Below are 25,439 nucleotides of genomic sequence, written 5' to 3'. Positions count from 1 at the left end.
ATGACAAACGTAAGGAGGCAGAAAAATGGGAAGAAATAATAAACAGAACCAGGACAATGATTCAATGGATATTTATATCGCAAAGTTAGCCTATATCGGCACAGCCATTTCAACGTTAGGGGATGGCATACAGACCATCGCAGCTGGTCTAGCCCTAGAGTCACTACAAAATGCGAAGAATGATTCTTCTCCAACAAATAATGGTGATCAAACAGCCAAAGTCGATAACATGCAGATGCAAATCGATTATTTAATTGCTGAGCTGAAGCAAATCAAAAAAATGTTAAAATAACCTTTACATAAAGAGTAGTGCTGAAGATGGATCACTTCAACACTACTGTTTTTTTTCCATTTTCTTATTTGTCCTTTGGATTTCCAATAATTCAGAAACCGTCACAAACTGGTAGCCCTGTTTTTCAAGCTCTGGTAAGATTTGCTCCATTGCCTTGACTGTTTGTGCTCGGTTTCCCCCACCGTCATGAAAGAGTACAATATTGCCTGCCTTTACACCTTTTAATACCGTACTCACGATGCGATTGACACCAGGGCTTTTCCAGTCAAGTGTATCTAAATGCCAGGACCACATCACAACTTTATAGCCTTCTTTTGCGATGGCATCAATCATCGCATCGGTATATTGTCCTTCTACTGGTCGAAATAATGTTGGCTGATAGCCTGTAATGCCTGCAATCACTTCATCTGTTTGTTGTATTTCCTTCATTAAATTAGGTACATTTGTCTTGAAAGGGTGTGTAAAGGTATGATTGGCCAATTCATGCCCTTCTTCATACATTCTTGTAATCAGCTCAGGATTTTTTTCCGCATTTTGACCGACAATAAAAAAGGTTGCTTTTGCATGGTATTTTTCCAATATATCAAGGATTTCTGCTGTATATTTGCGATGTGGCCCATCATCAAATGTTAAGGCAATGATTTTTTCATCTGTCTGAATTTCCCAAAGAATTTGACCTGCTTCCTCATAATACTTTCTTCCTTTATTTTCAGAAGAACTCACTTTTACATAAAAAAGCGACACCGTGATGAGACTAATTGGTAGTAAAAACAATAAAAACTTTTTCACATGTTCACGTCCCCAAATAATTTTTTCGTACTTTATTATTTGAGGATTTCATAAAAAAATGCCTACGTTTCGCATTCATCCATTAAAATTTGCTGGTGGATATGATGTTCCAAATGTTGTATATACTCTTCAATCAACCATCCCAAAGTCCTTTGTTGCTGATTGATCATACATGGAAGGCTTAATGATTCTTCAGCTAGGTGTTCCAGCACATACATGATTTTTTTGTTTAAGCTTGTCCATAACAATAAGATATCTTCTATTGGTAATTCCTGATAGCCCTGTAACGCGACCCATTGTACTTGGTCGTATGTAGTCACTACATAGGGTGAAGCTTCATACTGAATTTGAAGCAATCGTTCAAGATGGACCGTAGCCGCATCACATAAATGACCGATTACCTCCTTTTTGGACCATTTTTTCGGAGCAGGTCGTTTTGTACTTTCCACTTCTGTCATGACATGAAATACTTCTGGCACTTTTATAAGCCAATAATGTAATTGATCAACTGTCTTTTGCATGAAGGTCACTCCCTTCGGAATCAATGGTTACGTAATAATCCAATAAAGCAATCACCGCCTGCACCCGCTTATGTTCGAATTCAATTTTAAAGGAAATCCATATAATGACGACATGAAAACTCAAGACGGCTAATGCGACGATTTGGACAAGTGACATGCCTAACAGGAGCTTACTATTTATGGTGATAACTATGAACGTAAAAACGGATAGAATGACACCACTCATTGTAATGAACATGGGCTTCATACGTAGTATCTCATTTGCCTGTGCTTTTAACAGATGGACGATAAATCGCAGCTCCTGCCTTGTATATTGTTGCTGAAAAATAACAAAATAGGACTGATACACATCTTTATCAAGCTTTTTATGCAGTATATTTTTATGCATCTTTAGGACAAATTGATCACAGAAACCGTGCGCCAACGCTTGCTCTGGCTTTAACTGCTCTTCATTTTTTTCAATAATGGCGACCCTCAAACCTCCTCACCCTCTCATCATTAAAACTTTCACTTCATTCACTATATGAAGGAAAGAGAGTCGTGTAGTACGTTATCAAGCAAAGTCGTTTATTATTGATTTTCTTTTCGCCGTCCTCTACTCAATCCGAAAATAGCTGTTGCGAAAACAAAAACCGCCGTACAGAGCCACATTGTCAACCCATTCCAAGCGCCTTTAGCAATCGTACTATTCACCAATAGCGTTATTTGCATGATACAAATGGCGATATAAAGCATAAATGTGTAATTCAACGGAGCACCTCCATTTTTTTAAGATCCAAACGCAAAAACAAGATCTGTTTCACAAACAATTTCTCCATCTACGGTGGCAATTCCTCTACCTTTCCCAACTGCTCCCTTTACTCGTGTGATGTCTACCTCAAGACGCAGCTGATCACCAGGCTTTACTTGTTTCTTAAAGCGACAATGATCAATTCCTGCCAATAAGCCTAAACGCCCCTCATTCCCTGCCTTTGTCAGCATAATTATTGCACTAACCTGTGCTAATGCTTCAACAATTAACACACCTGGCATCACAGGATACTGTGGAAAATGACCTGTAAAAAACTCTTCATTGATCGTCACATTTTTCATTCCAACTGCGCGCTTTCCTTCCTCTAATTCCATAATACGATCCACCAAAAGAAATGGATAACGGTGAGGCAAAATAGCTTGTATTTGTTGACCTGTTAACATATGAATTCCTCCAAAATATTTTTATACCCTTATTCTAACACTAAATATTAGTACTAGGTAATAAAATCTAATTGGTAGTTTTCTGAATTATTTTTCATTATTTTTTCAATATTTCTTTATCGACAGCCACACAACAGCTAGAATATAATATTCCATGCATTCACCCTAGAATGATTAGTTTATTAGAATAGGATGGTTTCGCATGTTATCGTTTATCGCAATAGTTCTTTTATTATTTTTAATCCCAGGTCCTGCGGTGATTATTACCATTACGCAAACATTAAAAAGCGGGAAAAAGAATGGTATTTATACCGCTTTAGGCATCGGTCTCGGTGACTTGGTTCATACATTAGCGGCTGTTTTAGGTCTTTCCGCTATCTTGATGAAATCAGCCACTGCCTTTGAAGTGGTGAAATATATTGGTGTGGCATACCTTGTTTACTTAGGTATTCAGATGCTCCTCACAAAACCAAAGAAAATCGAACAACCGACTGTCGAACAAAGTCCTGCTAGTACGTCCTTCCGCCAAGGCTTTTTAGCAGAAATTCTCAATCCAAAGACGGCACTGTTTTTCCTTGCCTTCTTACCGCAATTTGTTCAGCATAACGAGCAATCTGTCACAAGCCAATTGCTAACACTTGGTATTACATTTGTCGTGATGAGTGCTTTATATACAATCCTACTAGCGATTATGACAAGCTTCATTGGCGAAAAAATCTTTACGAAAACAAGCGGTAGCTCACGCTGGCTTGAAAAAACAGTTGGCTTCGTTTATATCGGTCTCGGTGTCCGTTTAGCGTTACAGACACAAAGTAGATGAATTGGAGAAGAACACAAAAAAGTGTTCTTCTTTTTTGGCAGGAAAATGGAGAATTTTAGCCAATACATACTAAAAAGGAGGCTTGAACTTGAATCAACGCCAAGAAAATTTATTTCAGCAGTTAGCACATTACCGTAGCGAGTTACTCCATTTACTAGAGCATGTGTCAGAAGAAAAGGCAAACATCATTCCAGCTGGTTTTCATCATCATATTCGCTGGAATATGGGCCATATTTATCTCGATCAATATTTATGGATAGAGGCTTTAACAAAAGAAAAGGATGCGGAGCTAGACGTTTTCAAGAAATGGTTTGGTTTTGGTACATCGCCTATACATTTTGACGACGAAACGCCAACCTTTGAGGAGTTAAAAACGTATTTGGCTCAGCAACCCTCTCATTTAAAGGAGCGCTATGGTCATCGATTGGCGGAAGAATTCCCACCTATTGACATGGGTATGCAGACCATTGAACAAGTACTCCTACGCACCATCTTTCATGAAGGGATGCATTTACAAGCAATTTTAACCATTCATCGATGCCTAAACGAAGCAACAGACCCCGTTTGATACTCGGTCTGTTGCTTACTTGTTTATTGATAGTTTTCAAGATAGTTTCCTTTCTCAAAAATTTCTTTCGGACTTAAGGCGGTCCATTCCTCTATCGATACATTGGGATGCAAATCAAGATAGGATTTTACCATTTTATAGCCTTCACTGTAGCCATATTCATAGGGTAGACCATTTCCACCTAAATTGATTTCAGTTGCACGATTCAAGTCCCTCTTTTCGAGATCTCCTACAATTTTTGACCAATAAAAGTCTTTGGAATTGAAATCAATTTTCCTTAAATCCATTTCGGGATTGACTAATTTTTCAAACATAACTGCTTTTCCTTCAAACACCATATGGTCCAATACGGTTCCTTCAGTTTTTGGGCGATTTTCAGTCAAAACACTATGATGATATTCATGAGGTATTGTATATCTTATATATTCATCATTATAATATTTATTGTATAGAACAGTTATTTTACCTGACCCTATAGCCACCATGCCAATCCCTTCATCTGTAGCAGGAAAAACACATACGGTTGTTTCATTTTTTGTAGGAAGAAAATCAGAAGCTTTGAAAAGAGCTTCTTTAATACTCCTTTCCGTTGCTTCCCTTTCAATATTTTCACTTAATAATTGATTATCTTTTATTTGTTTAGGCGTTATGTTTAGCACCAACTCAGCCAAGTTTATATATTCACCATTCTCAAAACATGCACTATAAACTGGATCAACGACCTCTTCTCGATAGATGTCCAATGGTGAACGATCTGGGTCACTTTCTACCTTTTCTGTATAGTTTTGAAAAAGCTCATAAGCATGAATTATTTTAAATGGTTGCTTTGTTTTTGGATGTTCGAATGAAACCGTGATACTTTCTACATCTGGTTTTTCATGGGAAGGCTTTTCTGTTTGTGCACAGGCACTAAGCATGAAGCATAGCAGCATTAATACGACAAAACCCTTTACATAATTCATCCTTTTCATCCGTCCTTTTCATCAATAAATCTTTTAACCATGCTAACGTTCGTCAACGATATGCCTTGTCGTTCGACTGTTTGTGTTTGCATGATTTGGTACCCTTTTCGTTCAAAAAATGGTCTCGCTGTAAGACTAGCATCTGTGGAGATATGAGTAAGACCAAGCTTTTTTGCGTCCGCTTCTAGTAAATCTACTAAGGCGGAGGCAATCCCCTGACCCTGGAAATCCTTATGGACATAAAGACGATCTAAATAACCCTCCATTGTCATATCTCCAAAGCCAACAATTTGATAATGCGCCCTTGCGATATAGGTCTTATTATTTCTTAAAGACTGCTGCCAAGCCGCTACGCTAACTGGCTGCATTGCTAACGGTGCCCAAGCCTCCAATTGTGCCTGTGAATAATCTTGAGCGTTTACACTATGTACAGTTTCGTAAAATAATTGCAGAATTTCTTCTAAATCATCGTCATGATAGTTTGTAAAATCAAGCATTTATACACCCCTTTTCTTGTAATCTATTATACCAATGATAGGATATTTATGTAAAATTATAGTAAGCTTATAGATCAAAGTAATCTATAAGCTTTTGTTCTACTGTTTCGGTGTATTGGCTGTCAGCGGATTCGCATTGGCGACTAATTGTACAGGCGTCGTTGTTTGTTGAAAGCTATCCTTCTGTCCTTGATTGGATTTCCCATAGCCTTTCATCACAGCAAATAATGCCGCACCAACAATGCCCCATGTCAAAAACTTCATTCAATAACCTCCTTTCAGCGTTAGTATTCGAGAACAAATACAGATTATACGCTGTCAAAAAGTAGCTATAGCGATGAAGACTTTGTGTCATTGTATATCTGATGATATAAAGAGATTAAAAATAGTAATATTTTTATTATAAACAGAAGAATATTATGGTAAAATTTCGAAGGTGGTAAGTGTTATGAGTAAAGGAGGTTTATTACCATGAAGAAAATTTTTACAGGGCTATGTCTAACAACGATGCTGTGGATGGCAACGCCCGCTGAGGCTGCAACAACACAAATCAAAATCGACGATGTTGTGGTACAATCTGATACAGCACCTGAGCAAAAAAACAATCGAACAATGGTGCCATTGCGTGTGATCAGTGAAAACCTTGGTGCGCAAGTTCATTGGCAGGATGCCCAAATCACCCTTTCAATGGATCAAGCAACCGTTAAATTGAATCTAAATAACCGAACAGTCATTAAAAATGGTGAAACAGAGCAATTGGATGTACAGCCATACATGAAAAATAATCGCACCTATGTACCAATCCGCTTTATTGCTGAAACATTTGGCAGTCAAGTGCATTACAATCAAGGGACAGTGAATATTACGACTGAACCATTGCTAATTGAAGACGAAAAAATCAAGGTGCTTCGCTATGAATATCATATGACAATGGGTGGTGTCATTCAGGATATTAAGGGCCATGCCTATCACCAAGCGCTTTTCAACATTTTCCAAGAAAAGAAAGGCGACAAAGTAGAGGCTCCGAAAGAATATTATTGGCACTTTAATCTAGAAGCTCCGGGATCTTATTATAAGCTTGGTCAATTTGATTTTATGAGCCATGACAATAACAGTGTCAAACAATATGATATTTATACATTAAATCAACCTTTCCCTGAGGAACTATTACAAGGCTATCCTAAAGTTCTACTACATGATACAACAGAGGATAGCTGGTATTTATTCTCTGAACAAGCTGTAAAGTCTATTCAGCAACTGATTCAAAGTGCAGATAACAATGGATTTAGCAAAATTATTAGTAATACAGTCGCTTAAAAAAATTTTTTGATGGCAGCTATACGCAACATATTCTGTATGAAAATGTGCAAAATATTCATATCAACGATTGATTGATGGAGGTTTGCCTCATGCAGAAATTCCTGTCATTAAGTATTGTGCTACTCTTCCTTTTATCTGCTTGTTCGTCGGAAGAAGCTCCACCCAGCGAAGAAGCCGAAGCTAAAGAACAGACCGTAAATGCGCAACCAAAAGAAAACCTCCATGCCTTGGGCTATGACAAAGGTTGGACAATGGCTGAATAATGTAAAAAGCGTGTTTTGATAAAATGATATCAAAACACGCTTCTATAAACTATCTTTGTATAATTTGAATAAGGTTGCCACATGTATCATTGAAAACTGCTATTGTGACCTCCCCCGCTTTTGTCGGTTTGATCGTAAATTCAACGCCTTTCTCCAGTAAACGCGTGTACTCCTTGTCTAAATCAGCGACTCCAAACATCGTGGCTGGAATTCCTTCAGCGAAAATCTTGCTTTGATAATCCTTTGCGGCAGGATGCTCATCTGGCTCAAGTAATAGCTCAGTCCCTTCTAAATCATCAGGCGACACAAGCGTTAGCCATCTATGTTTTCCTAATGGAACATCCTCCTTTTTTACAAATCCTAACTTTTCCGTATAAAATGCAAGTGCCTTTTCCTGGTCTTGTACAAAGATACTGTTGACAATAATGTTCAATTTATTTTCCTCCTTTTGAGTCGTTAAGAAGCATCCTTCACATGAAAGCTTTACTCTACCCATCCTTTCAGCAAATCTTTAAGCGGTTCTTTATTGAAAAGAATCACTCGATATTTTCCCTTCCGCTGTGATATGACGAGTCCAGCCCCCTCCAATACAGAGAGATGTTTAGCAATCCCCTGCCTCGAAATAGAAAGTTCATGTTTCATTAGAAGACGCACCGTCAGTTCATACAACGTCATCTCATCCCGCTCAGCTAGCTCATCTAATATAAGTCGCCGAGTCGAGTCCCCAAGTGCTTTAAAAACAGCGGCTTTGTCCCAATTCATAGCTCGATTATAGGCAACTATATGGTTGCATGTCAACTATAAGCAACTTGTGGGTTGCATGAGTTTTGTACGTGTGGACTCCTTATTTGAACGGGGTGAATCTTTTAGGAGCGGAGGTCTCTTCATTTGGAGCGGGGGCTATTCTTTTTGGAGCGGAGTTCTACTCATTTAGAGCGGATTCTTACCTTTTTGGAGCGCTTCTCTACTCATTAGGAGCGGCTGCTCTCCTTTTTGGAGCGGCTCTCTACTCATTTAGAGCGGATTCTTACCTTTTTGGAGCGCTTCTCTACTCATTTAGAGCGGCTGCTCTCCTTTTTGGAGCGCTTCTCTACTCATTTAGAGCGGCTGCTCTCCTTTTTGGAGCGGCTCTCCACTCATTTAGAGCGGCTGCTCTCATTTTCGGAGCACTCCTCTACTCTTTTGGAGTGGCTACTCACTTTTTTGGAGCCGGTCTCTACTCATTTAGAGCGGCTGCTCTCCTTTTTGGAGCACTTCTCTACTCATTTAGAGCAGCTGCTAACCTTTTTGGAGCGGGTCACTACTCATTTGGAGCGGATTCTTACCTTTTTGGAGCGCTTCTCTACTCATTTAGAGCCGCAACTCACTTTTTAGGAGCGGCTCTCTACTCATTTAGAGCGGCTTCTCACTTTTTTGGAGCGGCTCTCCACTCATTTAGAGAGGCTGCTTACCTTTTTAGAGCGGGTTCTTACCTTTTTGGAGCGCTTCTCTACTCATTTAGAGCGGCTTCTCACCTTTTAGGAGCGCTTCTCTACTCTTTTGGAGCGGCTCTCCACTCATTTAGAGCGGCTGCTCTCATTTTCGGAGCACTCCTCTACTCTTTTGGAGTGGCTACTCACTTTTTTGGAGCCGGTCTCTACTCATTTAGAGCGGCTGCTCTCCTTTTTGGAGCACTTCTCTACTCATTTAGAGCAGCTGCTAACCTTTTTGGAGCGGGTCACTACTCATTTGGAGCGGATTCTTACCTTTTTGGAGCGCTTCTCTACTCATTTAGAGCCGCAACTCACTTTTTTGGAGCGGCTTCTCCACTCATTTAGAGAGGCTGCTTACCTTTTTAGAGCGGGTTCTTACCTTTTAGGAGCGCTTCTCTACTCATTTAGAGCGGCTTCTCACCTTTTTGGAGCGCTTCTCTACTCTTTTGGAGCGGCTTCTCACCTTTTTGGAGCGGATCCCTCCTCATTTAGAGCGGCTACTCACCTTTTTGGAGCGGGTTCATCCTCATTAGGAGCGGCTGCTTACCTTTTAGGAGCACTTCTCTACTCATTTAGAGCGGCTGCCAACCTTTTTGGAGCGAATCCCTCCTCATTTAGAGCGGAATCTAACCATTTTGGAGCGCTTCCCTCCTCATTTAGAGCGGAATCTAACCATTTAGGAGCGCTTCCCTCCTCATTCAGAGCGGCTGCCAACCTTTCGTGAGTAGGCCTCGACCGCTATAATAGATAAAATAACAAAAGATCCTCATGATAACTAAAAAACAGCAAGCCCGAATTAACTCACTCAGGCTTGCTGTTTTCTTCTATAGGTAGCACCGTGGAATATTTAATTTCCCGTAAGGATAAATTCGTTTGAATTCTAGAAATCCCCAGCTTATTTAATTTTCGAATGAATTGATCCAAGTCTTTACGATCACGAATGACAACCTTTAACAAATAATCATAGGCACCTGTTAAGCAATGACATTCCAAAATTTCGGTCATTGTTTTCAAGCTGTTTTCTAGCTCCTCTATTTCCTTTTCCTGATGAATATTGGTGCTCATAAAAATATAGCACAGTAAATCAAAACCTAATTTTTCCTGATTTAAAATCGCGACTTGTTGATCAATATAGCCTTCATTTTCTAGGCGTTTCACCCTTGTATGGGTTGCTGGTGGGGATAAATTCACCCGTCTAGCTAATTCTGCGTTGCTAATTTGAACCTCTCGCTGCAAAATGGCTAAGATTTGCAGATCCACATTATCTAATCCTTTATTTTTTATATCTTCCATTGCTTTCTCCTCTTTTGATTATTTTTAGACAAGCAAGTTTTGAACACAATTACAAAACATTATTTCAATAATCGTTAAAAAACTTTCAATTATTTCAAATTTCTTCATTTATACAAAATATTATACTGGAAAATCACCAATAGTGCTATGATTCTTATTATACATAAAAGCAAAAGGAGTGTTCCTATACTGTGGTCAAATTTTATATGGGCTTAATGCTCGTCACAAGCTTACTATGGGGAGGCAATTTTGTTGTGGCTAAGACGCTGGTGGCGCATGCCTCTCCGATGACATTAACGATGGTCAGATGGTTGATTGCGGTGATCGTCCTTCTACCATTGGTTTGGTGGAAAGAGAAGAAATTAGTTCCTGCCAAGTCGGCTCTTGTACCTTTATTCCTAATGGGCATTACAGGTGTTGCCTTATTTAATATTTTTCAATTTTTAGCATTGGAACGAACAACCTCCACGAATGCTGGTCTTATTTCAACGATGAATACTATGTCCATCGCCCTTTTTTCCTTTGCCTTTCTGAAAGAAAAAATAAATGGCTTGCAGCTTTTAGCGATGATCCTCTCTTTATTTGGTGTTGTTCTTGTCCTTTCAAAGGGAGATTGGCAACAATTACTGAACTTCCAATTGAATACAGGGGATTTATGGATGGTGGCAGCCGTTTGTGTATGGGGACTTTACTCCGTTTGCAGTAAGTGGGCTATGAAAACAACCTCTCCTTTAATGGCGACATTGTATGCAGGCTTGTTTGGGGTGCTCATCCTAGTTCCATTCACGATTACGGATTTTACCTTTTCCAAAATCGACTACTCTTTCATTCTTTCAATTCTTTATACAGGGGTCATCTCTACAGTAGTTTGTATGGTCCTTTGGAATATTGGCGTTCAGCAATTAGGTGCCACAACCTCTGGTATTTTTCTGAATTTTAATCCCATTTTTACAGCCCTGCTCGCCTTTTTATTTATCGGAGAACAGCTAAGCTGGCTGCAAGGCATTGGGGGAATCATCGTGATTATGGGGTGCTATTTATTCACATATTTTAAAGCGAAGACGCCACAGGCTGTGCTCTAATTCCATCTCTTTCGGTACATGCAGGAACTACGGTAATTTAAAATAAAAGATGCATTCCCCTCTCAAAACTCAACGAGAGGCAATGCATCTAATGGATTCGTTGGTGTTTTTGCTAGTACAACAAATGAAACCGTAGTCCCTTCGTGCAGCTTGCTTGTAATGCGCAAGCCCTGACCGTAATGGTGTTGCAGTCTTATATGGGTATTGATTAAACCAATACTTCTAGAATGTCGCTTTTCCATCTGCAGTAGCTTCGCCAATTGTTCTTCATCCATCCCAACGCCATCATCCGCTACAGTGATTTCGAGATGGGTAGTATAATCGATCATACGAACATGAATCGTTCCACCTTCAGCACGCTTTAAGATTCCGTGCTTTAATGCATTTTCAATTAAAGGCTGGATAGTCAATGATGGGATGAGGACATCTGTCTCCGCTTCTAGTTCCCATACGACCTGGATACGCTCTCCAAAACGCTCCTGCTGAATATAGAGATAGGCTTGAATCAACCTAAGTTCATTTTCTAGCGGCACAAGTGCTTCCACGTTTTGAAAATTATAGGACTCTCTTAAAAAATCGCTTAATGCCTCTACTAATTTACTTGTTCGGTCACTATCTAATTCACTTAACGTTAAGATGGCATTTAATGTATTAAAGAGAAAATGTGGCTCGATTTGTGCCTGAAGCCAAGCCGCCTCCATACGATGTAGCTCTTGAATAGAGCGCTTCACCTTTGTTAACGCCTCTACTCGGGATCGTAGCTCTAAGGCATCCACAGGCTTGATGACGTAATCATTGGCCCCTGCTAAAAAGCCATTTTCAATATCATGTGGCTGACTGCGCGCTGTCAACAATAAGACAGGTAAATCGGTCATCGTAAATTGCTTGCGAATACTACGTACTAATTCATATCCAGACATCTTCGGCATCATCACGTCTGAAATCACTAAATCCCATTCCTGAGACCAAATGCACGCTAGAGCCTTCAAGCCACTTGTTACAGTCACTACTTCATATTTTTCATTAACTAATATCGTTTCGATCACTCTCAAGTTGATGGGCTCATCATCCACGACTAAAATGCGAGGACGGTTACATGCTGGCAAGCGTTTAGTCTCCACAGTGGACTGCGAAGCCATTCTTTCCTGGCTCTTGTGTTCTTGATTATTCTCATCGGTATCGTAGCTATCCGCTTCATCCGATAAAGGTAATGTAAAGGCAAAGGTTGAACCTTGTCCTACCACTGACTGTACCTCTAATGTTCCACCATGTAATTCAATAAGTCGTTTACTTATGTTGAGTCCCAGTCCAAATCCGCCTTCAATGATGGTTTTACTAACAGTCCCTTGTTCATAGGGCTCAAATATACGCTGCATTGTCTCCGCATCCACACCAATGCCTGTATCGGCTATAACAATTTTAGCCATTCCCTCTCCTGTCGTATAACCAGATAGCGTAATCGCCCCTTCATTGGTAAACTTCACTGCGTTATGTACTAAATTAAAGACAATTTGAATTACTCGATTTTCATCGGCTAATACCTTGTGAAAATTTTTTGGAATTTGGTTAACAAAATGAACAGGCTTCCCCTCCATCATAAAGCGGAGCATATCTAACACAGCCACAACAATTGTGTGTATGGAAACAGTGCCTAGATGGAGCTTTTTCGTATTTTCCTTTAGATTCATTACATCCAGTAAATCATTTAACAATAAGGACATGCGTTTTCCAACAGCTAGCACTGTTTCTAAATCATTGACACTTTTATGACTAAGGACAGCTGCTTCACGCTCTAACACCGCTTTTGACATATTGATAATGCTATGAAGTGGATTGCGCAACTCATGTGACGTACTAGCCAAAAATTCATCCTTTAGTAAATCTGCCTTTTGCAGTTTTTGTGCAAGCTCTTTTGTATCGGCATGCACTTTCACATAATCCTTAAACCATAACGTGGCTAAGCAGGCAATCGTGATAATCAAATCAAATGGATACGAAATCACCTTGATTCCAGTGATCAGCAGCAAGACATCCCATAGAATACTATTGACAAATGCGAGTATGGCTAAAAGAAGAAACACATTATGACGAATATCTTTTATTGTCCTTCCTAGCATTAACATCATCGTAATCACAATCGGAACAGCTAAAAGGACAATATAAACACCTTGTATTGTCACAACATAACGTGTTGGTAATAGCATCGCCAATACAGATGCACAGGCACAAATAAGGGCAAACCCCTGTTTAGTACGATTTAGATGGCGGGGCAACCATGGCTCGATACATTGGAGGAGCGAATAGCCAATGCCAACCATCGAAAGATGAACGAATATAAAGCCCCAATCATAATTGATTGGAAACCAAAAAGAAAGAAGCTTATCATCACTCCCTAAAAGATAATAAAACATAATACTAATGGTTAAAACGGAAAAGAATAGTAAACGTCTATCCTTATTCCCAAGCAAGTACAGAATGACAGAATAGATCGCATGTAAGATTAAGACAACTGCTACGAGAAGCTGCATCGTGATAGATAATTGTGTTTCCCGAAAAATCATCTCTTCTCGTCCGAATTTAATGGAACGCACAATACCACCATTACGTGGGTCTTGAAAGTTAGCAACCTGCACAATAATGTCGATTTCACTTTGTCCCTTTGTTTCAAACGAAGCGGTAAACGGGACATTTTTGGCAATTGTTTGCTGGCGATTTTCACCTAGTTCCCCTGCAGCCGCAATTAAATGCCCATCCACATATATTTCCGCAGCACTACGAATACTAGGTACCCTCATACTAAATGTAAAAGCTTTTTCAGGGTCTATCAATAGTTTCAAATGATAGGAGCCATAACCATATGGTGTCAATTCACCCTCTTGAAAAACTTCATCCCAGCCATCTGGAACCTGTATATAGGTCGGAGGCATCGGAGGATTGTTCTCGTCCATCAACCAACTAGATGGATAAAATGCCCATTCACCATCAAGTGTCAAGGTGTGATGCTGGAAATCGAAATCTCGTAAATCTATTTGCCCCCCTTCAGCATATGGTTGATGTGATTGTATAAATAATTGTAACCATAGTAGTCGCGAGCCTGTTAACAAGAGAATAAATATGGTAATAATAACAGCAATCTTTTTCATAAGCGGCCTTGGCAAAAGGGGATGTTTTCATTGCTTAATGACGTCACAGCATTATGCGTTCCCTTTTTTTAGCGAACGGCTGAAAAAACAAACGAGTATGCACGTTTATCCCTGATGCTACGCCTTCAGTACAAAAACAATTCCCTTTTGCAAAATTCACCTCCTAGGTCACGTTCCCCTAATGATTAATGTACAATCTATGAACCCAACCATTTTACTAATCGTACATCTACACCTACTGAACAATCGAAAAACAAGATGAGATTAGCCCTAGACTACGGGTATAATGAAAGAAAAACCCAAAATTGATTGGAGATACCATGAACATTCGATTAGAAAAATTAACACAGGATGATTTTGAAAATTTATATGCATTTGAGGTTAAAAATAGGGCGTATTTTGAAAAAACAGTACCAAGCCGAGGGGATGACTATTACCATTTACCAAATTTCATAAGGAAAAATGACATGCTAGTAGAGGAACAAGCTAAACAGCTGTCTTATTTCTATCTAATAAAAAATGAACTTGGACAAATTTTAGGAAGAATGAATGTAACCGATATTGATAAGCAGCAACGATTAGGTCATATCGGTTATAGAGTGGGAAAAGAATATAGTGGAAAAGGGGTTGCCCATACAGCCTTACAATTAGTAGTAGACCTTATGCGCCAGGAAGGCATTCTCGTCATGGACGCACAAACAACGACGAATAATATAGCCTCTCAAAAAGTATTAGAAAGAAACGGCTTTAAAAAGATGGATAGAAGTGGGGAAACATTTGAAATGAATGGACAAAACTTCACATTCACTTATTATCGGTGGATTAATTCGTAGGATGATCTGACAAACCGTATTGTCAGATCATACAATTTAAATGGATGTGCCTAGTCCAATGAAACACCTTCAATGGCTGCTTTCAATTCTTCTAAGCTCTTGATCATTTGTAGCAAATAATGATATTCAGCTGCATTCATATGGTCACCATGCTCTGTTATGTATCTTTTTATACTACTTTCCATCGTTTGAATTGCTAGCATAGCTTTATAGTGAGCGTCAGGTGCTAGTTTTCTACTGTTTTCTGTATTTTGTTGGTTTCGATTTTGGGGCACTGCGGTTTGATAGCTCCTTTAACATATCGCATACCTTTATAGATATAAGGATATACATATTTTGCATGATAAACGACTAGTATCTAATGATAATTCTAGTATAATAGTTATCCATTTATCCCTTTCTAATTGTAAAAATACAATTATCGAAGCCTATTTTATAATATTACACTCTACAAATTCTATACAACGTAAAAAATCAAGATGAGCAGCTAGCCCTCTTGATTTTTTGCCTGTTGAACCAATAGCTTTTACATCTTTTGTGGGGGAATAATGCCTGTTACAAGTAAAATAAAGAATACTAAACCAATAAGGAAAAATACCAGTGAGGCTATAAATACGGGGCCAAGTGTAACCTTGAACCGCTCTCGCTCATGAATGATTCCTGTTTGTGCACTCACTTGGGATGCGAAAAGCCTTGACATCGCTCCACCGCTACTCGAAAAGTAAAATGTTCCTAATGTAAAGGCTACGCCCGTGAAAAACATCACTTCGATAAATCGTACAGAGAACATTGTGGCAATCCAATACGTCAGCGATATTTCTACAATCCATGCAATGATAATAATAATAATGTGTTTCCGCTGCATTCAAAGGAGCCCCTTCCTTTTTTCTTCAGCTACATCTACGTATCATTTTGGAAAAAGTTTCATTTTTCTAACGATATTGTCTATAAGACTTTTATTGTTCTTAGAGGCCCTCAATCAATTGTGTTAATTCTTGTTGATTGAGTTCGCCTTTCATACTGTGCTGTAATTTTCCTTCTTTATCAAAGATAAAGGTACTAGGATAATTCATCACTTCAAATGTTTTCTGTAGTACCCCCTCCTCGTCTAGGAAAATAGGAAACGATAAATCATAGGTATCCTTAAATGCTGCCGCCTTCGCATAGCTGTCATAGGCTGTGGCATTGATGGCTAGTAGCTCGACATCCTTTGATTTTTGTTGATAAAATGCCTCTAATTCAGGTGCTTCCTGTTGACAAGGTCCACACCAAGATGCCCAAAAATTCACAATTAATATTTTGCCCTTATATGCTTCAAACGTTGTGGAGGATTGATCTAGCTTTGTTAAAGCAGTTTCATAATTAATTTGTTTGGTGCCATCCTCCAAAACGGTCATAGAGGGTGTAAGAGATTCTTGAAAAAAAACATTTTTTAATGCCATACCAATAAAGATTGCGATAATGAGTGCTGAAATAATGAAGCCTATTTTTTTACGATGCATACAACTTCTCCTTTTAAAATATACAATTAATTGTATATTTTACCATACAATCTACTAACAGGATATGAACTTTTTGTAAAACATAAAAGTAGCCCCTACTTTGAAAGTAAGGGCTACGCATATTGTTGAAAAACAAAACCATCAATAGAATTTTTAAGAAAGGTGAAAATGGTTTCCGTTGCAGGCTACTTGCTTTCCTGTGGGCGAGCGCCGAGCCGCTTCCTCCGCTCAAACCTACAAAATGTTAACTTTTTAGCAACGGTTTTCAAATAAAGTGAAGGTCTTCACTACTCTTTATGAAGGGGTGTTGTCACTACACATTGAAAATAAGAGCCTATCTAATTATATAAATCATGGGCTAATTTGATTACTACGGCTAGCTAGTATGAAAGATAAGGAAAAGCCACTTGTGCAGAATGGTTGATTGGAGTGGAGCCAGCGTCACAGAGGAGACCCTGGAGCGAACGCAAGTGAGTGAAGCGGCTCATCGGACGCTCCCTGGAAAGGACGCTGACAGAACGGAAAGCAACCTCTCACCTTGCAAAATTGCTTTTTCTGCCGTTGACATCATCTTTTTTGCAACAACATGAGTAGCCCCTACTCTGAAAGTAAGGGCTACGATTTTTTTACGTGAAAAACGTTCTATTTTTAATGGCGATCAAACTAACGAGCAGAAGCACACTAGCTGAAAGGAAAAAAACAACTCGTATCCCATACCATTCTGACAAGATGCCCATCACTAATGATGAAAGGCCGAATACCCCTGTCACAATAACATTTAGAGATGTATAAACAGTAGGTAATTTTTCCTTGGAGACACTTGTTTGAATGATGGTTTGCTGTGGAATGTTTTTTAATTGTCCACATAAGCCAATCAGCAGAGAACAGAGTAAAGCCATAAATGGTGTGATACTAACCGCAAAGAATAATGTAAAAATAGCGGATAACAGCGCGCCTACACTTATTAGCATAGCTTTTTTACGCGCAACAAATTGGGTCCATTTAAAACAAATCATACTGCCTATCATCATGCCAATAAAAAAAATGCCGTTGAGATAACCCCACCATTGAGAAGGAGCCTGCAATGCTTCTTCTACAAAAACGAGTAATATCGCTGCGACCCATACAGCTCCTGCCATCGATTCCAGTAAATCCATACGCGCAGCTACTTTTAGTACAGGCGTTTGGTGAATGGTTTGCCACCCTTCCATAATTAACGACCATTTCTTTGTCTGTGGACGTTCGATACGTGCTACATCTGGTAGAAGCTTTAAAAGAAATGTTGCGATGAAAAAAAGGATGACAACACCCCATATAAGCTGTGATGGCGTAAAGAGAAGAAGCAAGGAACTACCAACGAACCAAGAACCCACCTGAATGGATTGGATAACCGTTTCAGCCATACTATTTGCTCGTAACAAATCCTTTTCCTCCACATAATGAGGCAGCAAGGATTGACGAATGGGATTGGCACAACCATCCAAGAACGCAACCATCGCAATCAGCAAAAATACAAAGACAATCATCGGCTGATCGCCAACCCATTGTACATACAAGGCGAGACCCAAAAGGACAGCGGTTTTAAAGCCTTGAGAAATGGTTAGCAAATGATTCAACGAGATTTTCGTCGTCATAATAGGTGTCAGCAGACTGGAAATCAACATACAAGATGTAATAATAAACGGTACGAAGGAAGTAGCAATAGCCGAATTGGTTAAACGATAAATTATACTAATCACGCTTACTATATAAAGAATATCGCCAATATCCGCTAAAGCTTGACCTGTCAATAAAAGTGAAAAAGATCGGTTTTTAAACACGTTTTATCCCCCAAAAATAAGATTTTAACTTTTCTTGCGGGGGATTTTTAAATTGGACGAACCTGCATGTCTGAACTCCTTTTTACGCCTAGTTGAAAAAACAATGGGGGACTTCATTTTTTCAATTTCTACGCGTGATTTTGATTGCTTTACCTTTTAATTTCAAGAAAATTCTAATGTATTTATTTTAGCATCACTTCCGCTGTGTTGCCAGAACACAAAAAGACCAGGCGCTCTCAAAAAAATTGAGTCCTGGTCTTTTTGTGAAAAGTGAAACCTACTAGTTTGCTTTAGTTTTTGTATTCTACTAGTACAGTAGTCGTGTCAGCTTGGCAAAGGTTACACATTTTTGAGGGAATTTTCACAAAACCTAATTTCCTTCTTTATTCTTTGAACCCTTTTAAGCTGTACGCCTTCAAAAATGAGTTGATAGATATCCGGCTTAGAGGTACTTTTCCAAAAATCATAGCCATAGTGGGCATTGAAATAATGGAAGATGATTGCCATTATATTGCCATGTGTTCCGATGGCGATTGTTTGACCTGCATATTTCTCTAATAAACGAATGATTTCAGGAATGGCACGATTTTGGACATCCCTGCTCGATTCACCACCGTCCAAACAGTAATCGAGGTCATGAAAGGATTTTTTTATCGCATCATCTATTTCTTCGGCTGGAAGTTGATAGGCTCCCTTTAACTGTTTTTCTCTTAAACTTTCAATTGTCTGTATCTCCAGCTTGTGAGCATCAGCCAATCCTTGGATTGTTTGGATCGCTCGTGTATAAGGACTTGAAACAATCACATCTATGTTAAATGAAAGGAGCGCTTTCGTTATTGCTCTCGCATCTTCCTCACCCTTTTTGGATAAGCCTCTTGTACGTTCCTGTCCAAAAATAAAGGGCGATTCTGCATGTCTAATCATAAAAATGGTTGTTTCCATTGCAATCCCCCTTAACGCTATTACGTATTTGCATTTCTCCTCGCAAAAGTGGAAGGCTTATAGAATACCTTGTAAGTATCGGCAAGCTCAGCTTTCACCCGTTCTGTTAACTGCATTCCTTGCTGATTAAATCGATCTTCCAATTCAACTCCATGCGGAAAAATGCCGTCATTCTTCCAGTCAATCCATTCTCCGTATTGTCGAATCCATATGTCTAGTTCGTGTTTTAATTGGTCTGACAGTGGGACATCCTCTATATTTAAATTACAATAGCAGCGATGACACCAAATCGGGTCTGCCCCTATATCCCCTTCTACTCTTAGATGATCGGTCATTTGCGATGGACATGCACATTCCATATGTGAATCGGCTCCTTTTCACTAAATTAACATTTACAATAATACCCTTTTTCAGATTCTATTTCTATCAAAACTAGTGAATTAGAATATCCACGTAACATGAGGGGAGAAACAGTGCATTGGATTGATACAAGCTCTGAGAGACGCAATAAAAAAATGTATCCAATACTTAAACCAGGGCTTACCTTTATGATAAGTCCTGGTTTTTTGCTTAGTTGAGCTTAAATTGACCTACCTGATTATTTAATTCTTCCGCCATTTTTGCCAGCTGATTGGAGCTATTCGAAACTTCCTCCATCGCACTCGAAGTTTGCTGCATCGTTGCGGAGGTTTCTTCCACCCCTGCTGCAGATTCTTGAGATATCGCGGCAATTTCTTCGATGGCTTCATCAATTCTTACAGAGTTTTCTACTAGCTGATTTAAGTTTTGAGAGACGCTTGTAATGTTAGTGGCCATCTCTGTCACAGCACGGTCAATTTCGACAAATGTTTGATTCGTTAAAGAGATTTGTTCTGTCCCTTGTTGTACCTCCTCATAGCTGCGCTTCAAAGAGTTTGTAACATCATTGGTCTCCTCTACAATTTGCCCAACGATTTGCTCGATATCGATAACAGACAATGACACCTGCTCTGCCAATTTACGGACTTCTTCTGCCACCACAGCAAAGCCCTGACCTTGCACACCTGCCCGTGCCGCCTCAATCGCCGCATTGAGTGCCAATAAATTTGTTTGTTTTGCAATATCATTTATGACAACAACGAGCTTGGAAATATCCTGTGATTTATGATTTAAACCTTCTACTTTATCCACTGCGTCATGGACGATGGCATCAATTTTTGTCATTTGGTTGGTAGACGCTTCAATTAAATGCTGGCCTGAATTCGTTAAAGAAAGCACATGATTGGAATTACTTTGTACATGCTGACCATTTTGACTCGCTTCATTCATTCGAATAACAAAATCACTCATCAAATTGGAGAGGTCACTCGTATTATTTGCCTGTGACTCTGTACCCTCTGCAATATCATTCATTGTCAGTGCTACTTGCTCGGTTCCTGATTTAATTTCGATGGACGATTGTAGTAGCTGTTCACTGTGTGCAGCAACCTCATTGGACACATCTTGAATTCGCTGAAGCATGTCCTTCATTTTCATATTCATCGTATTGGTTGAAATACTTAATTCGCCAATTTCATCTTTTGCTTTAATAGTCAGCATATCATGGCTTAAATCACCCTCCGCAATCAGCTTCACTCGCTCTGAAATTTGCTTAACAGGTCTAGAAATCGACAAGGCAGAAGTGAGACCTGCCCCGATTGCTAATAATACAACGATACCAAATGCTACCATACTAATTGTATTCAGACGGTCATTATTCTTTATTAACGTTTGCCCTGCCTGACGAATCGACTCCTCGCGTGAGCTTGCCAGCGATTCAAAGCCTTCACGAACCGCCCCAATCTCATCCTCTTTACTAATTAGGTTTTTTACGGCTAATTCGGTATTGCCACCTTCATAGATTGGAAAGACATTTTCCTCCACATATTGACGCCATGCCTTTGCTCTTGCCGCAACCACCTCTAGTTCTTGTGATTCAAGTATTTGACGAGCTTTTTCTTCATTATCTAAAGACAATTTTGTATATTCTTCATATGTATCTTTATATCCTTTTTCACCTGTTAATACATAGCCTCTGGCAGCACCAATCCTCACTGAAATGGAGTTGGCTAAGTGCTGGTCGACAATGGACAATTCAAGCTCCCGATGCACCATATCTTCAATCTCTTTATTCATTTGTATATTTGAATAAATGATATACCCACTTTGTATCATAATCCCTATTAGAATGATGAAAAATCCGAATAAAATTTTTGTCCGTAATGATTTGAACTTCATAACGATCCCCCTTAAATTATTCAATAATACACCTTAAAATGAAAATTTTTACACTTACTAATCTGGTAATACCTTCCCTATGACTAAGCAAGAGAATATGCCTTCATAGTTACTATGTATCAGTTAGGCGTTTTTATTATTTTTACATTCGATTTATGATTTCTTTACTTTTCCGCAAAAAATTATTATTTCAAATTTCATTATCCATAATTATTACACCACCTTTTCCAATAAATAGGTACATACACATAATTTCTAGAAAATTCGAAATAAACATACTGTATTTTTGTAAGGATTATTTTACTTCAAATTTCCTAAATTGGAAAGAGTGTAAATTAAATTTTTTAATAGATGGATTTTTATACATTAATTTATTTAACAATGCGTTGCTCTACTTTATAAAAAGACAAAAAAACTAGGGATTGTTGAACAATACCTAGTTTGCTAACATCAATATAATTTGTGCTGGTGTGCTAACACCCGATTAGTAGCCAAAAAGCAAAAAACAACATTGTCCATATACCTTCCAAAATTATTAGAACGACACGAAGCTGGCCCTCTAACCACAAAGAAACACTTGCAACCATTATAATAAAACATAAAAGTGCGATAGCTTGTCAGTCTAACAATGTATAGAGAATCACTATTGCTATATAAGGAATAAACTAGTTTTTCAGCTTGGCGTTTATCCATTTTACGCTCTTTGATAGGGTAAAACTTAACGCTTTTTACGTAAGCTCGTGAATAATATATAAATCACGATGAACAGAGCCATGATTCCTACTACTTTATAGAGATTTAGGGTGATGTTTGTTTGACGTTGATATGTATATTCCCCATCATTTATCGCTTTAAGGTATTGCCCTTTGTCCACTTGTACCGCAATAGCTATCTCCGTATCGATTCCCTTGATGGCAAAATACTTTGTCCCTTTAGGATAAGTATTTGAAAAATTCCCCTTATATTGTTCCATATCTGAATATTTTGTTACCGCTCCAATTTCATTGTCAATGGATGTCACTTTTTCTTCTGTCATTTTATAAATTTGACCATCCCACACTACAAAATGATAGACCCAGCTCGTCGCACCAGCGTTCATAGGTATAAATAATAGTATTACTATACTGCACAAACAAAGTCGTAGATAGCGCATGTACATCCCTCCTTTCCATCATCTCACCTATTAGACTTACCATGGAAGAAAAAGTTGCACCTCGACTTTTTCAATTGACTTCTTTATAAGCAAATGCTAAATTTACTAAAGCAGTAATTTACTAAATTACTAAATTTGAAATGACAAGGAGTACGGATACATGAAAATTCCAACACATTTAAAACATAAACCTGTCATCGTGGCTGAAAATTATGCCAATATTGATGGGCGCACGGCCTATCAAACAGATGCCCAAGGGCTTTCACTTGGTCTGGCACAATGGAATGATCGAGGAAAAGTTGATATTTCTGCGAAGGTTTGGCGACATACAGGTGGCAAATGGTCTCGTCAATCAGAAGAACTACCCCTCCATCGCGTGCTTGATCTTGCTATTTTAGTGTGTGAAACAGAACTTTATTTTAAGGAGGCTTATCGTCACGAGCATTTATATGATGAAGAAAACCCTGTGATTAATCGTGTAGGCCTACAGGGTGATGCCATGACAGTGGAAGTTTGCACAGAAAATGAACAGATCAAAGAGGATATTCAGCTTTTTCAGCAAGCACTTAATAATGATGGTGAGCTAATTGGGGAACGCCTACGCACACTATCAAGAATCTTAAAAGAAATGGGTTATTAAAACTCAAGAGGAACTTAATTATGAATGAACAAATGTTACAGGATGATCGGCAGCTACGCAAAGCCTTTTTCAATTTCTTGATTCCCGTGATGCTAGCGAATGTGCTGCAATCCGTCGGCCAAGTATTTGCTATGTTTATCGTTGGACGCAATTTAGGGGTCGATGCCCTAGCAGCCATTTCCGCATTTTTCCCGTTTTTCTTCTTTTTAATGGCCTTTGCGATTGGCATTGGTTCAGGAAGCTCTATTTTAGTCGGGCAAACATTTGGGGCTGGTAATCATGCTAAAATGAAAGAGGTTGTTGGTGTAACACTTGCTTTTACAACCATTTTATCCATTGCTGTCGCGATTTTTGGTGGCTTTTTCATCGAATGGATTTTACGCTTTATGCAAACACCTGCGAATATTTTAGACATGAGTATTAGTTATGCCAAAATATTATTCTTCACGTTACCTATTATGTTTTGGTATTTGGTGTATACAACCTTTATGCGTGGAGTTGGTGATTCGAAAACACCATTCCTATTCTTAGTGATTAGTGTTGTGTTAAATATCGCCTTCCTACCACCTTTAGTATTCGGCTGGTTGGGGTTGCCTGCGTTTGGCTTAAATGGGGCTGCCTATGCTTCCGTGTTATCCAACCTCGTGACAATGATCCTGTTGTTAGCCTATTTGCATAAAACAAAGCATTTACTACGCTTTGATAAAACAATCCTACAGCATTTTAAATTAAAGAAAGATATTTTAACTTCCTTATTAAAGCTAGCCGTTCCATCCAGTATTAGCATGGTTGCCATTTCAGTGGCTGAAATTGCCGTTATTGGCTTTGTCAATGCCTATGGTTCAGATGCCACTGCCGCTTATGGCGTTGTCAATCAGGTAGCTAGTTATGCACAAGTCCCAGCAATGAGTATTGCCATTGCCACATCTGTCTTTGTAGCACAGGCGTTAGGGGCCAATTCTACGGAGATGATCAAAAAAATCCGTCAAATGGGTGTGCGAATTAATTATCTTCTAGGTGGCGCAATCATACTCATTATGTATCTGTTTGCAGAGCCTATTTTGGCTTTCTTTATCGATTCACATGAGACTGTGCAGATTGCCAAAAATTATTTATATTTCGCCTTTTGGAGCTATTTAATTTTTGGACACACACAAACCGTTTCTGCTACGATGCGTGCCACAGGTGTCGTATTATGGCCAACCATCTTCTTAGTCATTACGATTTGGGTGGTGCAGGTGCCATTAGCGTTCTTATTATCTCACCATACGTCACTAGAGTTAAACGGTGTTTGGTTAGCCTATCCGATCACCTTCTGCGTCCATTTCATTATGCAATATGCATACTTCAAGCTAGGCTGGCAAAAGCGAACATTAAAAGCCATGCTGAGCGAATAAATCGAGGAGGATATGCCACGTGTGCATATCCTCTTTTTATTATGGCAACAAAATAACCAGGTACTCAGAAATTGAGCCCTGGTCATTTTGTGAAAAGTGAATGTTACTACTATGCTTTAGTTTTTTGTATTCTACTAATAGAGTAGTCGTTTACCATTGAAAAAGGTTACAACAAATTTCAAATTTTTTTCTCGCTTTTTTCTGCTGGCAGCACGAACCATATGAAGGCGATAAAAATAGAAAAACTGATTAGCATGAAAAAGGTATTCACATTAAAATATTGATTGTTGACATGAATGGTTAGCCCTGAAGTGATGTCTAAAAGGTATTGTTGATCTGCATAACCATATCGCTCAATCAAGGCTATCTCAATCACTTTTCGGTAATTTGCTAGCGCCAATCTTTGATAAATAATACCTGCCAAAATATGAATAAACGTGAGGAATAAGCCAATCATTATAGCTCGTCTACTTAGTCCGTACTGGCGGATAAGCCTCTGCCATAGCCAAACCATCACGAAAAATAGTGGGATTACCAGTATAAGTAACAATAGTGCAGGATTGCCATTACCAGAAGAAGAACCAGGGACTGCCGTCATTTGATTGATACCTATAAATAGGACGAAAACTAGTAAACTAATACAAAGTAAGAATAGTTTAATCACCTTCAATATACATCCT

Annotated in this window: 31 protein-coding genes; 10 read left to right on the top strand and 21 right to left on the bottom strand. The window is 38.9% G+C overall.

Annotated features, from left to right (window positions below; translation table 11 throughout):
- Positions 1-25 precede the first annotated feature (25 nt).
- Positions 26-292 carry a translation initiation factor 2 gene (locus tag JTI58_RS20640; RefSeq protein ID WP_205443417.1) on the top strand — a complete coding sequence of 89 codons (267 nt, stop codon included), beginning with the start codon at positions 26-28 and terminating at the stop codon, positions 290-292.
- Positions 293-334: 42 nt separating this feature from the next.
- Here JTI58_RS20640 and JTI58_RS20635 read toward each other — a convergent pair whose 3' ends face one another.
- The 5 genes from JTI58_RS20635 to fabZ form a co-directional block, all read right to left on the bottom strand.
- Positions 335-1,081, bottom strand: coding sequence for a polysaccharide deacetylase family protein (locus JTI58_RS20635; RefSeq protein WP_205443415.1), 747 nt, complete (start codon positions 1,079-1,081; stop codon positions 335-337).
- A gap of 62 nt (positions 1,082-1,143) precedes the next feature.
- Positions 1,144-1,602 carry a DinB family protein gene (locus JTI58_RS20630; protein WP_205443414.1) on the bottom strand — a complete coding sequence of 153 codons (459 nt, stop codon included), beginning with the start codon at positions 1,600-1,602 and terminating at the stop codon, positions 1,144-1,146.
- Positions 1,586-2,080, bottom strand: coding sequence for a hydroxymyristoyl-ACP dehydratase (locus JTI58_RS20625; protein WP_205443412.1), 495 nt, complete (start codon positions 2,078-2,080; stop codon positions 1,586-1,588). The genes JTI58_RS20630 and JTI58_RS20625 overlap by 17 nt, the downstream gene beginning before the upstream one ends.
- A 92-nt stretch (positions 2,081-2,172) precedes the next feature.
- On the bottom strand, positions 2,173-2,352 hold the full coding sequence (locus JTI58_RS20620; RefSeq protein ID WP_205443411.1) for a hypothetical protein: 180 nt from the start codon (positions 2,350-2,352) through the stop codon (positions 2,173-2,175).
- Between the two features lie 18 nt (positions 2,353-2,370).
- Complete coding sequence (fabZ, locus tag JTI58_RS20615; protein WP_205443409.1) at positions 2,371-2,796, bottom strand: 3-hydroxyacyl-ACP dehydratase FabZ; 426 nt, start codon at positions 2,794-2,796, stop codon at positions 2,371-2,373.
- A 202-nt stretch (positions 2,797-2,998) separates the two neighbouring features.
- Between fabZ and JTI58_RS20610 the strand changes: the two genes are divergently transcribed.
- Together JTI58_RS20610 and JTI58_RS20605 are read left to right on the top strand one after the other, a co-directional pair.
- The gene (locus JTI58_RS20610) at positions 2,999-3,616 is read left to right on the top strand and encodes a LysE family translocator (protein ID WP_205443408.1); all 618 of its coding nucleotides are present in this window, start codon (positions 2,999-3,001) and stop codon (positions 3,614-3,616) included.
- 88 nt (positions 3,617-3,704) lie between these two features.
- The gene (locus tag JTI58_RS20605) at positions 3,705-4,184 is read left to right on the top strand and encodes a DinB family protein (RefSeq protein WP_205443407.1); all 480 of its coding nucleotides are present in this window, start codon (positions 3,705-3,707) and stop codon (positions 4,182-4,184) included.
- A gap of 23 nt (positions 4,185-4,207) precedes the next feature.
- On the opposite strand, the gene JTI58_RS20600 is transcribed toward JTI58_RS20605, so the two are convergent.
- From JTI58_RS20600 to JTI58_RS20590, 3 genes are all read right to left on the bottom strand, one after another.
- Entirely contained in the window at positions 4,208-5,146 is a 939-nt protein-coding gene (locus JTI58_RS20600; RefSeq protein ID WP_205443406.1) for a DUF2268 domain-containing putative Zn-dependent protease, read from the bottom strand.
- Between the two features lie 5 nt (positions 5,147-5,151).
- The gene (locus JTI58_RS20595; RefSeq protein WP_205443405.1) at positions 5,152-5,643 is read right to left on the bottom strand and encodes a GNAT family N-acetyltransferase; all 492 of its coding nucleotides are present in this window, start codon (positions 5,641-5,643) and stop codon (positions 5,152-5,154) included.
- A gap of 99 nt (positions 5,644-5,742) precedes the next feature.
- A complete protein-coding gene (locus JTI58_RS20590) occupies positions 5,743-5,907 on the bottom strand; it encodes a hypothetical protein (protein WP_004230164.1) in 165 nt (54 codons plus the stop codon).
- A 207-nt stretch (positions 5,908-6,114) separates the two neighbouring features.
- Here JTI58_RS20590 and JTI58_RS20585 point away from each other — a divergent pair, with 207 nt between their 5' ends.
- Both JTI58_RS20585 and JTI58_RS20580 read left to right on the top strand, forming a co-directional pair.
- Positions 6,115-6,960: a copper amine oxidase N-terminal domain-containing protein gene (locus tag JTI58_RS20585; RefSeq protein WP_205443404.1), complete on the top strand. Its 846-nt coding sequence runs from the start codon at positions 6,115-6,117 to the stop codon at positions 6,958-6,960.
- Positions 6,961-7,052: 92 nt separating this feature from the next.
- A complete protein-coding gene (locus tag JTI58_RS20580; protein ID WP_205443402.1) occupies positions 7,053-7,226 on the top strand; it encodes a hypothetical protein in 174 nt (57 codons plus the stop codon).
- A 49-nt stretch (positions 7,227-7,275) separates the two neighbouring features.
- Here JTI58_RS20580 and JTI58_RS20575 read toward each other — a convergent pair whose 3' ends face one another.
- A complete protein-coding gene (locus JTI58_RS20575; protein WP_205443400.1) occupies positions 7,276-7,659 on the bottom strand; it encodes a VOC family protein in 384 nt (127 codons plus the stop codon).
- A gap of 50 nt (positions 7,660-7,709) precedes the next feature.
- On the bottom strand, positions 7,710-7,988 hold the full coding sequence (locus JTI58_RS20570; RefSeq protein ID WP_205447496.1) for an ArsR/SmtB family transcription factor: 279 nt from the start codon (positions 7,986-7,988) through the stop codon (positions 7,710-7,712).
- A gap of 86 nt (positions 7,989-8,074) precedes the next feature.
- Here JTI58_RS20570 and JTI58_RS20565 point away from each other — a divergent pair, with 86 nt between their 5' ends.
- On the top strand, positions 8,075-9,043 hold the full coding sequence (locus JTI58_RS20565) for a hypothetical protein (protein WP_205443399.1): 969 nt from the start codon (positions 8,075-8,077) through the stop codon (positions 9,041-9,043).
- 456 nt (positions 9,044-9,499) lie between these two features.
- Here JTI58_RS20565 and JTI58_RS20560 read toward each other — a convergent pair whose 3' ends face one another.
- The gene (locus tag JTI58_RS20560) at positions 9,500-9,991 is read right to left on the bottom strand and encodes an Lrp/AsnC family transcriptional regulator (protein WP_205443397.1); all 492 of its coding nucleotides are present in this window, start codon (positions 9,989-9,991) and stop codon (positions 9,500-9,502) included.
- A gap of 206 nt (positions 9,992-10,197) precedes the next feature.
- Between JTI58_RS20560 and JTI58_RS20555 the strand changes: the two genes are divergently transcribed.
- Positions 10,198-11,073 (top strand): DMT family transporter, encoded by an 876-nt coding sequence (locus tag JTI58_RS20555; protein ID WP_243456432.1) that lies wholly within the window; start codon positions 10,198-10,200, stop codon positions 11,071-11,073.
- Between the two features lie 62 nt (positions 11,074-11,135).
- On the opposite strand, the gene JTI58_RS20550 is transcribed toward JTI58_RS20555, so the two are convergent.
- Positions 11,136-14,216, bottom strand: a complete 3,081-nt coding sequence (locus JTI58_RS20550) for a hybrid sensor histidine kinase/response regulator (protein WP_205443393.1) — start codon at positions 14,214-14,216, stop codon at positions 11,136-11,138.
- A 320-nt stretch (positions 14,217-14,536) separates the two neighbouring features.
- Here JTI58_RS20550 and JTI58_RS20545 point away from each other — a divergent pair, with 320 nt between their 5' ends.
- A complete protein-coding gene (locus JTI58_RS20545) occupies positions 14,537-15,049 on the top strand; it encodes a GNAT family N-acetyltransferase (protein ID WP_205443392.1) in 513 nt (170 codons plus the stop codon).
- Between the two features lie 50 nt (positions 15,050-15,099).
- On the opposite strand, the gene JTI58_RS20540 is transcribed toward JTI58_RS20545, so the two are convergent.
- The 8 genes from JTI58_RS20540 to JTI58_RS20505 form a co-directional block, all read right to left on the bottom strand.
- On the bottom strand, positions 15,100-15,324 hold the full coding sequence (locus JTI58_RS20540; protein ID WP_205443390.1) for a hypothetical protein: 225 nt from the start codon (positions 15,322-15,324) through the stop codon (positions 15,100-15,102).
- A gap of 251 nt (positions 15,325-15,575) precedes the next feature.
- Complete coding sequence (locus JTI58_RS20535; RefSeq protein ID WP_205443389.1) at positions 15,576-15,914, bottom strand: hypothetical protein; 339 nt, start codon at positions 15,912-15,914, stop codon at positions 15,576-15,578.
- A 100-nt stretch (positions 15,915-16,014) separates the two neighbouring features.
- The gene (locus tag JTI58_RS20530; protein ID WP_205443387.1) at positions 16,015-16,551 is read right to left on the bottom strand and encodes a TlpA family protein disulfide reductase; all 537 of its coding nucleotides are present in this window, start codon (positions 16,549-16,551) and stop codon (positions 16,015-16,017) included.
- A gap of 626 nt (positions 16,552-17,177) precedes the next feature.
- The gene (locus JTI58_RS20525; protein ID WP_205443386.1) at positions 17,178-18,371 is read right to left on the bottom strand and encodes an MFS transporter; all 1,194 of its coding nucleotides are present in this window, start codon (positions 18,369-18,371) and stop codon (positions 17,178-17,180) included.
- A 339-nt stretch (positions 18,372-18,710) separates the two neighbouring features.
- A complete protein-coding gene (locus tag JTI58_RS20520; RefSeq protein ID WP_205443385.1) occupies positions 18,711-19,313 on the bottom strand; it encodes a histidine phosphatase family protein in 603 nt (200 codons plus the stop codon).
- A 20-nt stretch (positions 19,314-19,333) separates the two neighbouring features.
- Positions 19,334-19,672, bottom strand: a complete 339-nt coding sequence (locus JTI58_RS20515) for a hypothetical protein (RefSeq protein WP_205443384.1) — start codon at positions 19,670-19,672, stop codon at positions 19,334-19,336.
- 211 nt (positions 19,673-19,883) lie between these two features.
- Positions 19,884-21,569, bottom strand: a complete 1,686-nt coding sequence (locus JTI58_RS20510) for a methyl-accepting chemotaxis protein (RefSeq protein WP_205443383.1) — start codon at positions 21,567-21,569, stop codon at positions 19,884-19,886.
- Positions 21,570-22,287: 718 nt separating this feature from the next.
- Complete coding sequence (locus tag JTI58_RS20505) at positions 22,288-22,722, bottom strand: hypothetical protein (RefSeq protein ID WP_205443382.1); 435 nt, start codon at positions 22,720-22,722, stop codon at positions 22,288-22,290.
- A 160-nt stretch (positions 22,723-22,882) separates the two neighbouring features.
- On the opposite strand from JTI58_RS20505, the gene JTI58_RS20500 reads away from it, so the two are divergent.
- Complete coding sequence (locus JTI58_RS20500) at positions 22,883-23,362, top strand: DUF6530 family protein (protein ID WP_016994140.1); 480 nt, start codon at positions 22,883-22,885, stop codon at positions 23,360-23,362.
- A 20-nt stretch (positions 23,363-23,382) separates the two neighbouring features.
- Complete coding sequence (locus tag JTI58_RS20495) at positions 23,383-24,759, top strand: MATE family efflux transporter (RefSeq protein WP_205443381.1); 1,377 nt, start codon at positions 23,383-23,385, stop codon at positions 24,757-24,759.
- A gap of 178 nt (positions 24,760-24,937) precedes the next feature.
- Here JTI58_RS20495 and JTI58_RS20490 read toward each other — a convergent pair whose 3' ends face one another.
- On the bottom strand, positions 24,938-25,429 hold the full coding sequence (locus tag JTI58_RS20490; RefSeq protein ID WP_205443380.1) for a hypothetical protein: 492 nt from the start codon (positions 25,427-25,429) through the stop codon (positions 24,938-24,940).
- Positions 25,430-25,439 lie beyond the last annotated feature (10 nt).

The organism is Lysinibacillus fusiformis, from assembly GCF_016925635.1.
Taxonomy (GTDB): domain Bacteria; phylum Bacillota; class Bacilli; order Bacillales_A; family Planococcaceae; genus Lysinibacillus; species Lysinibacillus fusiformis_F.
Note: the sequence above shows the minus strand (reverse complement) of the source record. Positions and strands in the feature narration are given on the sequence as shown.

Bases quoted from the DNA above. Each gene is read 5' to 3' on its own strand.
- JTI58_RS20640 (WP_205443417.1), top strand. From the start codon at position 26: ATGGGAAGAAATAATAAACAGAACCAGGACAATGATTCAATGGATATT.
- JTI58_RS20630 (WP_205443414.1), bottom strand. From the start codon at position 1,602: ATGCAAAAGACAGTTGATCAATTACATTATTGGCTTATAAAAGTGCCA.
- fabZ (WP_205443409.1), bottom strand. From the start codon at position 2,796: ATGTTAACAGGTCAACAAATACAAGCTATTTTGCCTCACCGTTATCCA.
- JTI58_RS20610 (WP_205443408.1), top strand. From the start codon at position 2,999: ATGTTATCGTTTATCGCAATAGTTCTTTTATTATTTTTAATCCCAGGT.
- JTI58_RS20600 (WP_205443406.1), bottom strand. From the start codon at position 5,146: ATGAATTATGTAAAGGGTTTTGTCGTATTAATGCTGCTATGCTTCATG.
- JTI58_RS20595 (WP_205443405.1), bottom strand. From the start codon at position 5,643: ATGCTTGATTTTACAAACTATCATGACGATGATTTAGAAGAAATTCTG.
- JTI58_RS20590 (WP_004230164.1), bottom strand. From the start codon at position 5,907: ATGAAGTTTTTGACATGGGGCATTGTTGGTGCGGCATTATTTGCTGTG.
- JTI58_RS20585 (WP_205443404.1), top strand. From the start codon at position 6,115: ATGAAGAAAATTTTTACAGGGCTATGTCTAACAACGATGCTGTGGATG.
- JTI58_RS20580 (WP_205443402.1), top strand. From the start codon at position 7,053: ATGCAGAAATTCCTGTCATTAAGTATTGTGCTACTCTTCCTTTTATCT.
- JTI58_RS20570 (WP_205447496.1), bottom strand. From the start codon at position 7,988: ATGAATTGGGACAAAGCCGCTGTTTTTAAAGCACTTGGGGACTCGACT.
- JTI58_RS20560 (WP_205443397.1), bottom strand. From the start codon at position 9,991: ATGGAAGATATAAAAAATAAAGGATTAGATAATGTGGATCTGCAAATC.
- JTI58_RS20555 (WP_243456432.1), top strand. From the start codon at position 10,198: ATGGGCTTAATGCTCGTCACAAGCTTACTATGGGGAGGCAATTTTGTT.
- JTI58_RS20550 (WP_205443393.1), bottom strand. From the start codon at position 14,216: ATGAAAAAGATTGCTGTTATTATTACCATATTTATTCTCTTGTTAACA.
- JTI58_RS20545 (WP_205443392.1), top strand. From the start codon at position 14,537: ATGAACATTCGATTAGAAAAATTAACACAGGATGATTTTGAAAATTTA.
- JTI58_RS20535 (WP_205443389.1), bottom strand. From the start codon at position 15,914: ATGCAGCGGAAACACATTATTATTATTATCATTGCATGGATTGTAGAA.
- JTI58_RS20530 (WP_205443387.1), bottom strand. From the start codon at position 16,551: ATGCATCGTAAAAAAATAGGCTTCATTATTTCAGCACTCATTATCGCA.
- JTI58_RS20520 (WP_205443385.1), bottom strand. From the start codon at position 19,313: ATGGAAACAACCATTTTTATGATTAGACATGCAGAATCGCCCTTTATT.
- JTI58_RS20515 (WP_205443384.1), bottom strand. From the start codon at position 19,672: ATGGAATGTGCATGTCCATCGCAAATGACCGATCATCTAAGAGTAGAA.
- JTI58_RS20510 (WP_205443383.1), bottom strand. From the start codon at position 21,569: ATGAAGTTCAAATCATTACGGACAAAAATTTTATTCGGATTTTTCATC.
- JTI58_RS20505 (WP_205443382.1), bottom strand. From the start codon at position 22,722: ATGCGCTATCTACGACTTTGTTTGTGCAGTATAGTAATACTATTATTT.
- JTI58_RS20500 (WP_016994140.1), top strand. From the start codon at position 22,883: ATGAAAATTCCAACACATTTAAAACATAAACCTGTCATCGTGGCTGAA.
- JTI58_RS20495 (WP_205443381.1), top strand. From the start codon at position 23,383: ATGAATGAACAAATGTTACAGGATGATCGGCAGCTACGCAAAGCCTTT.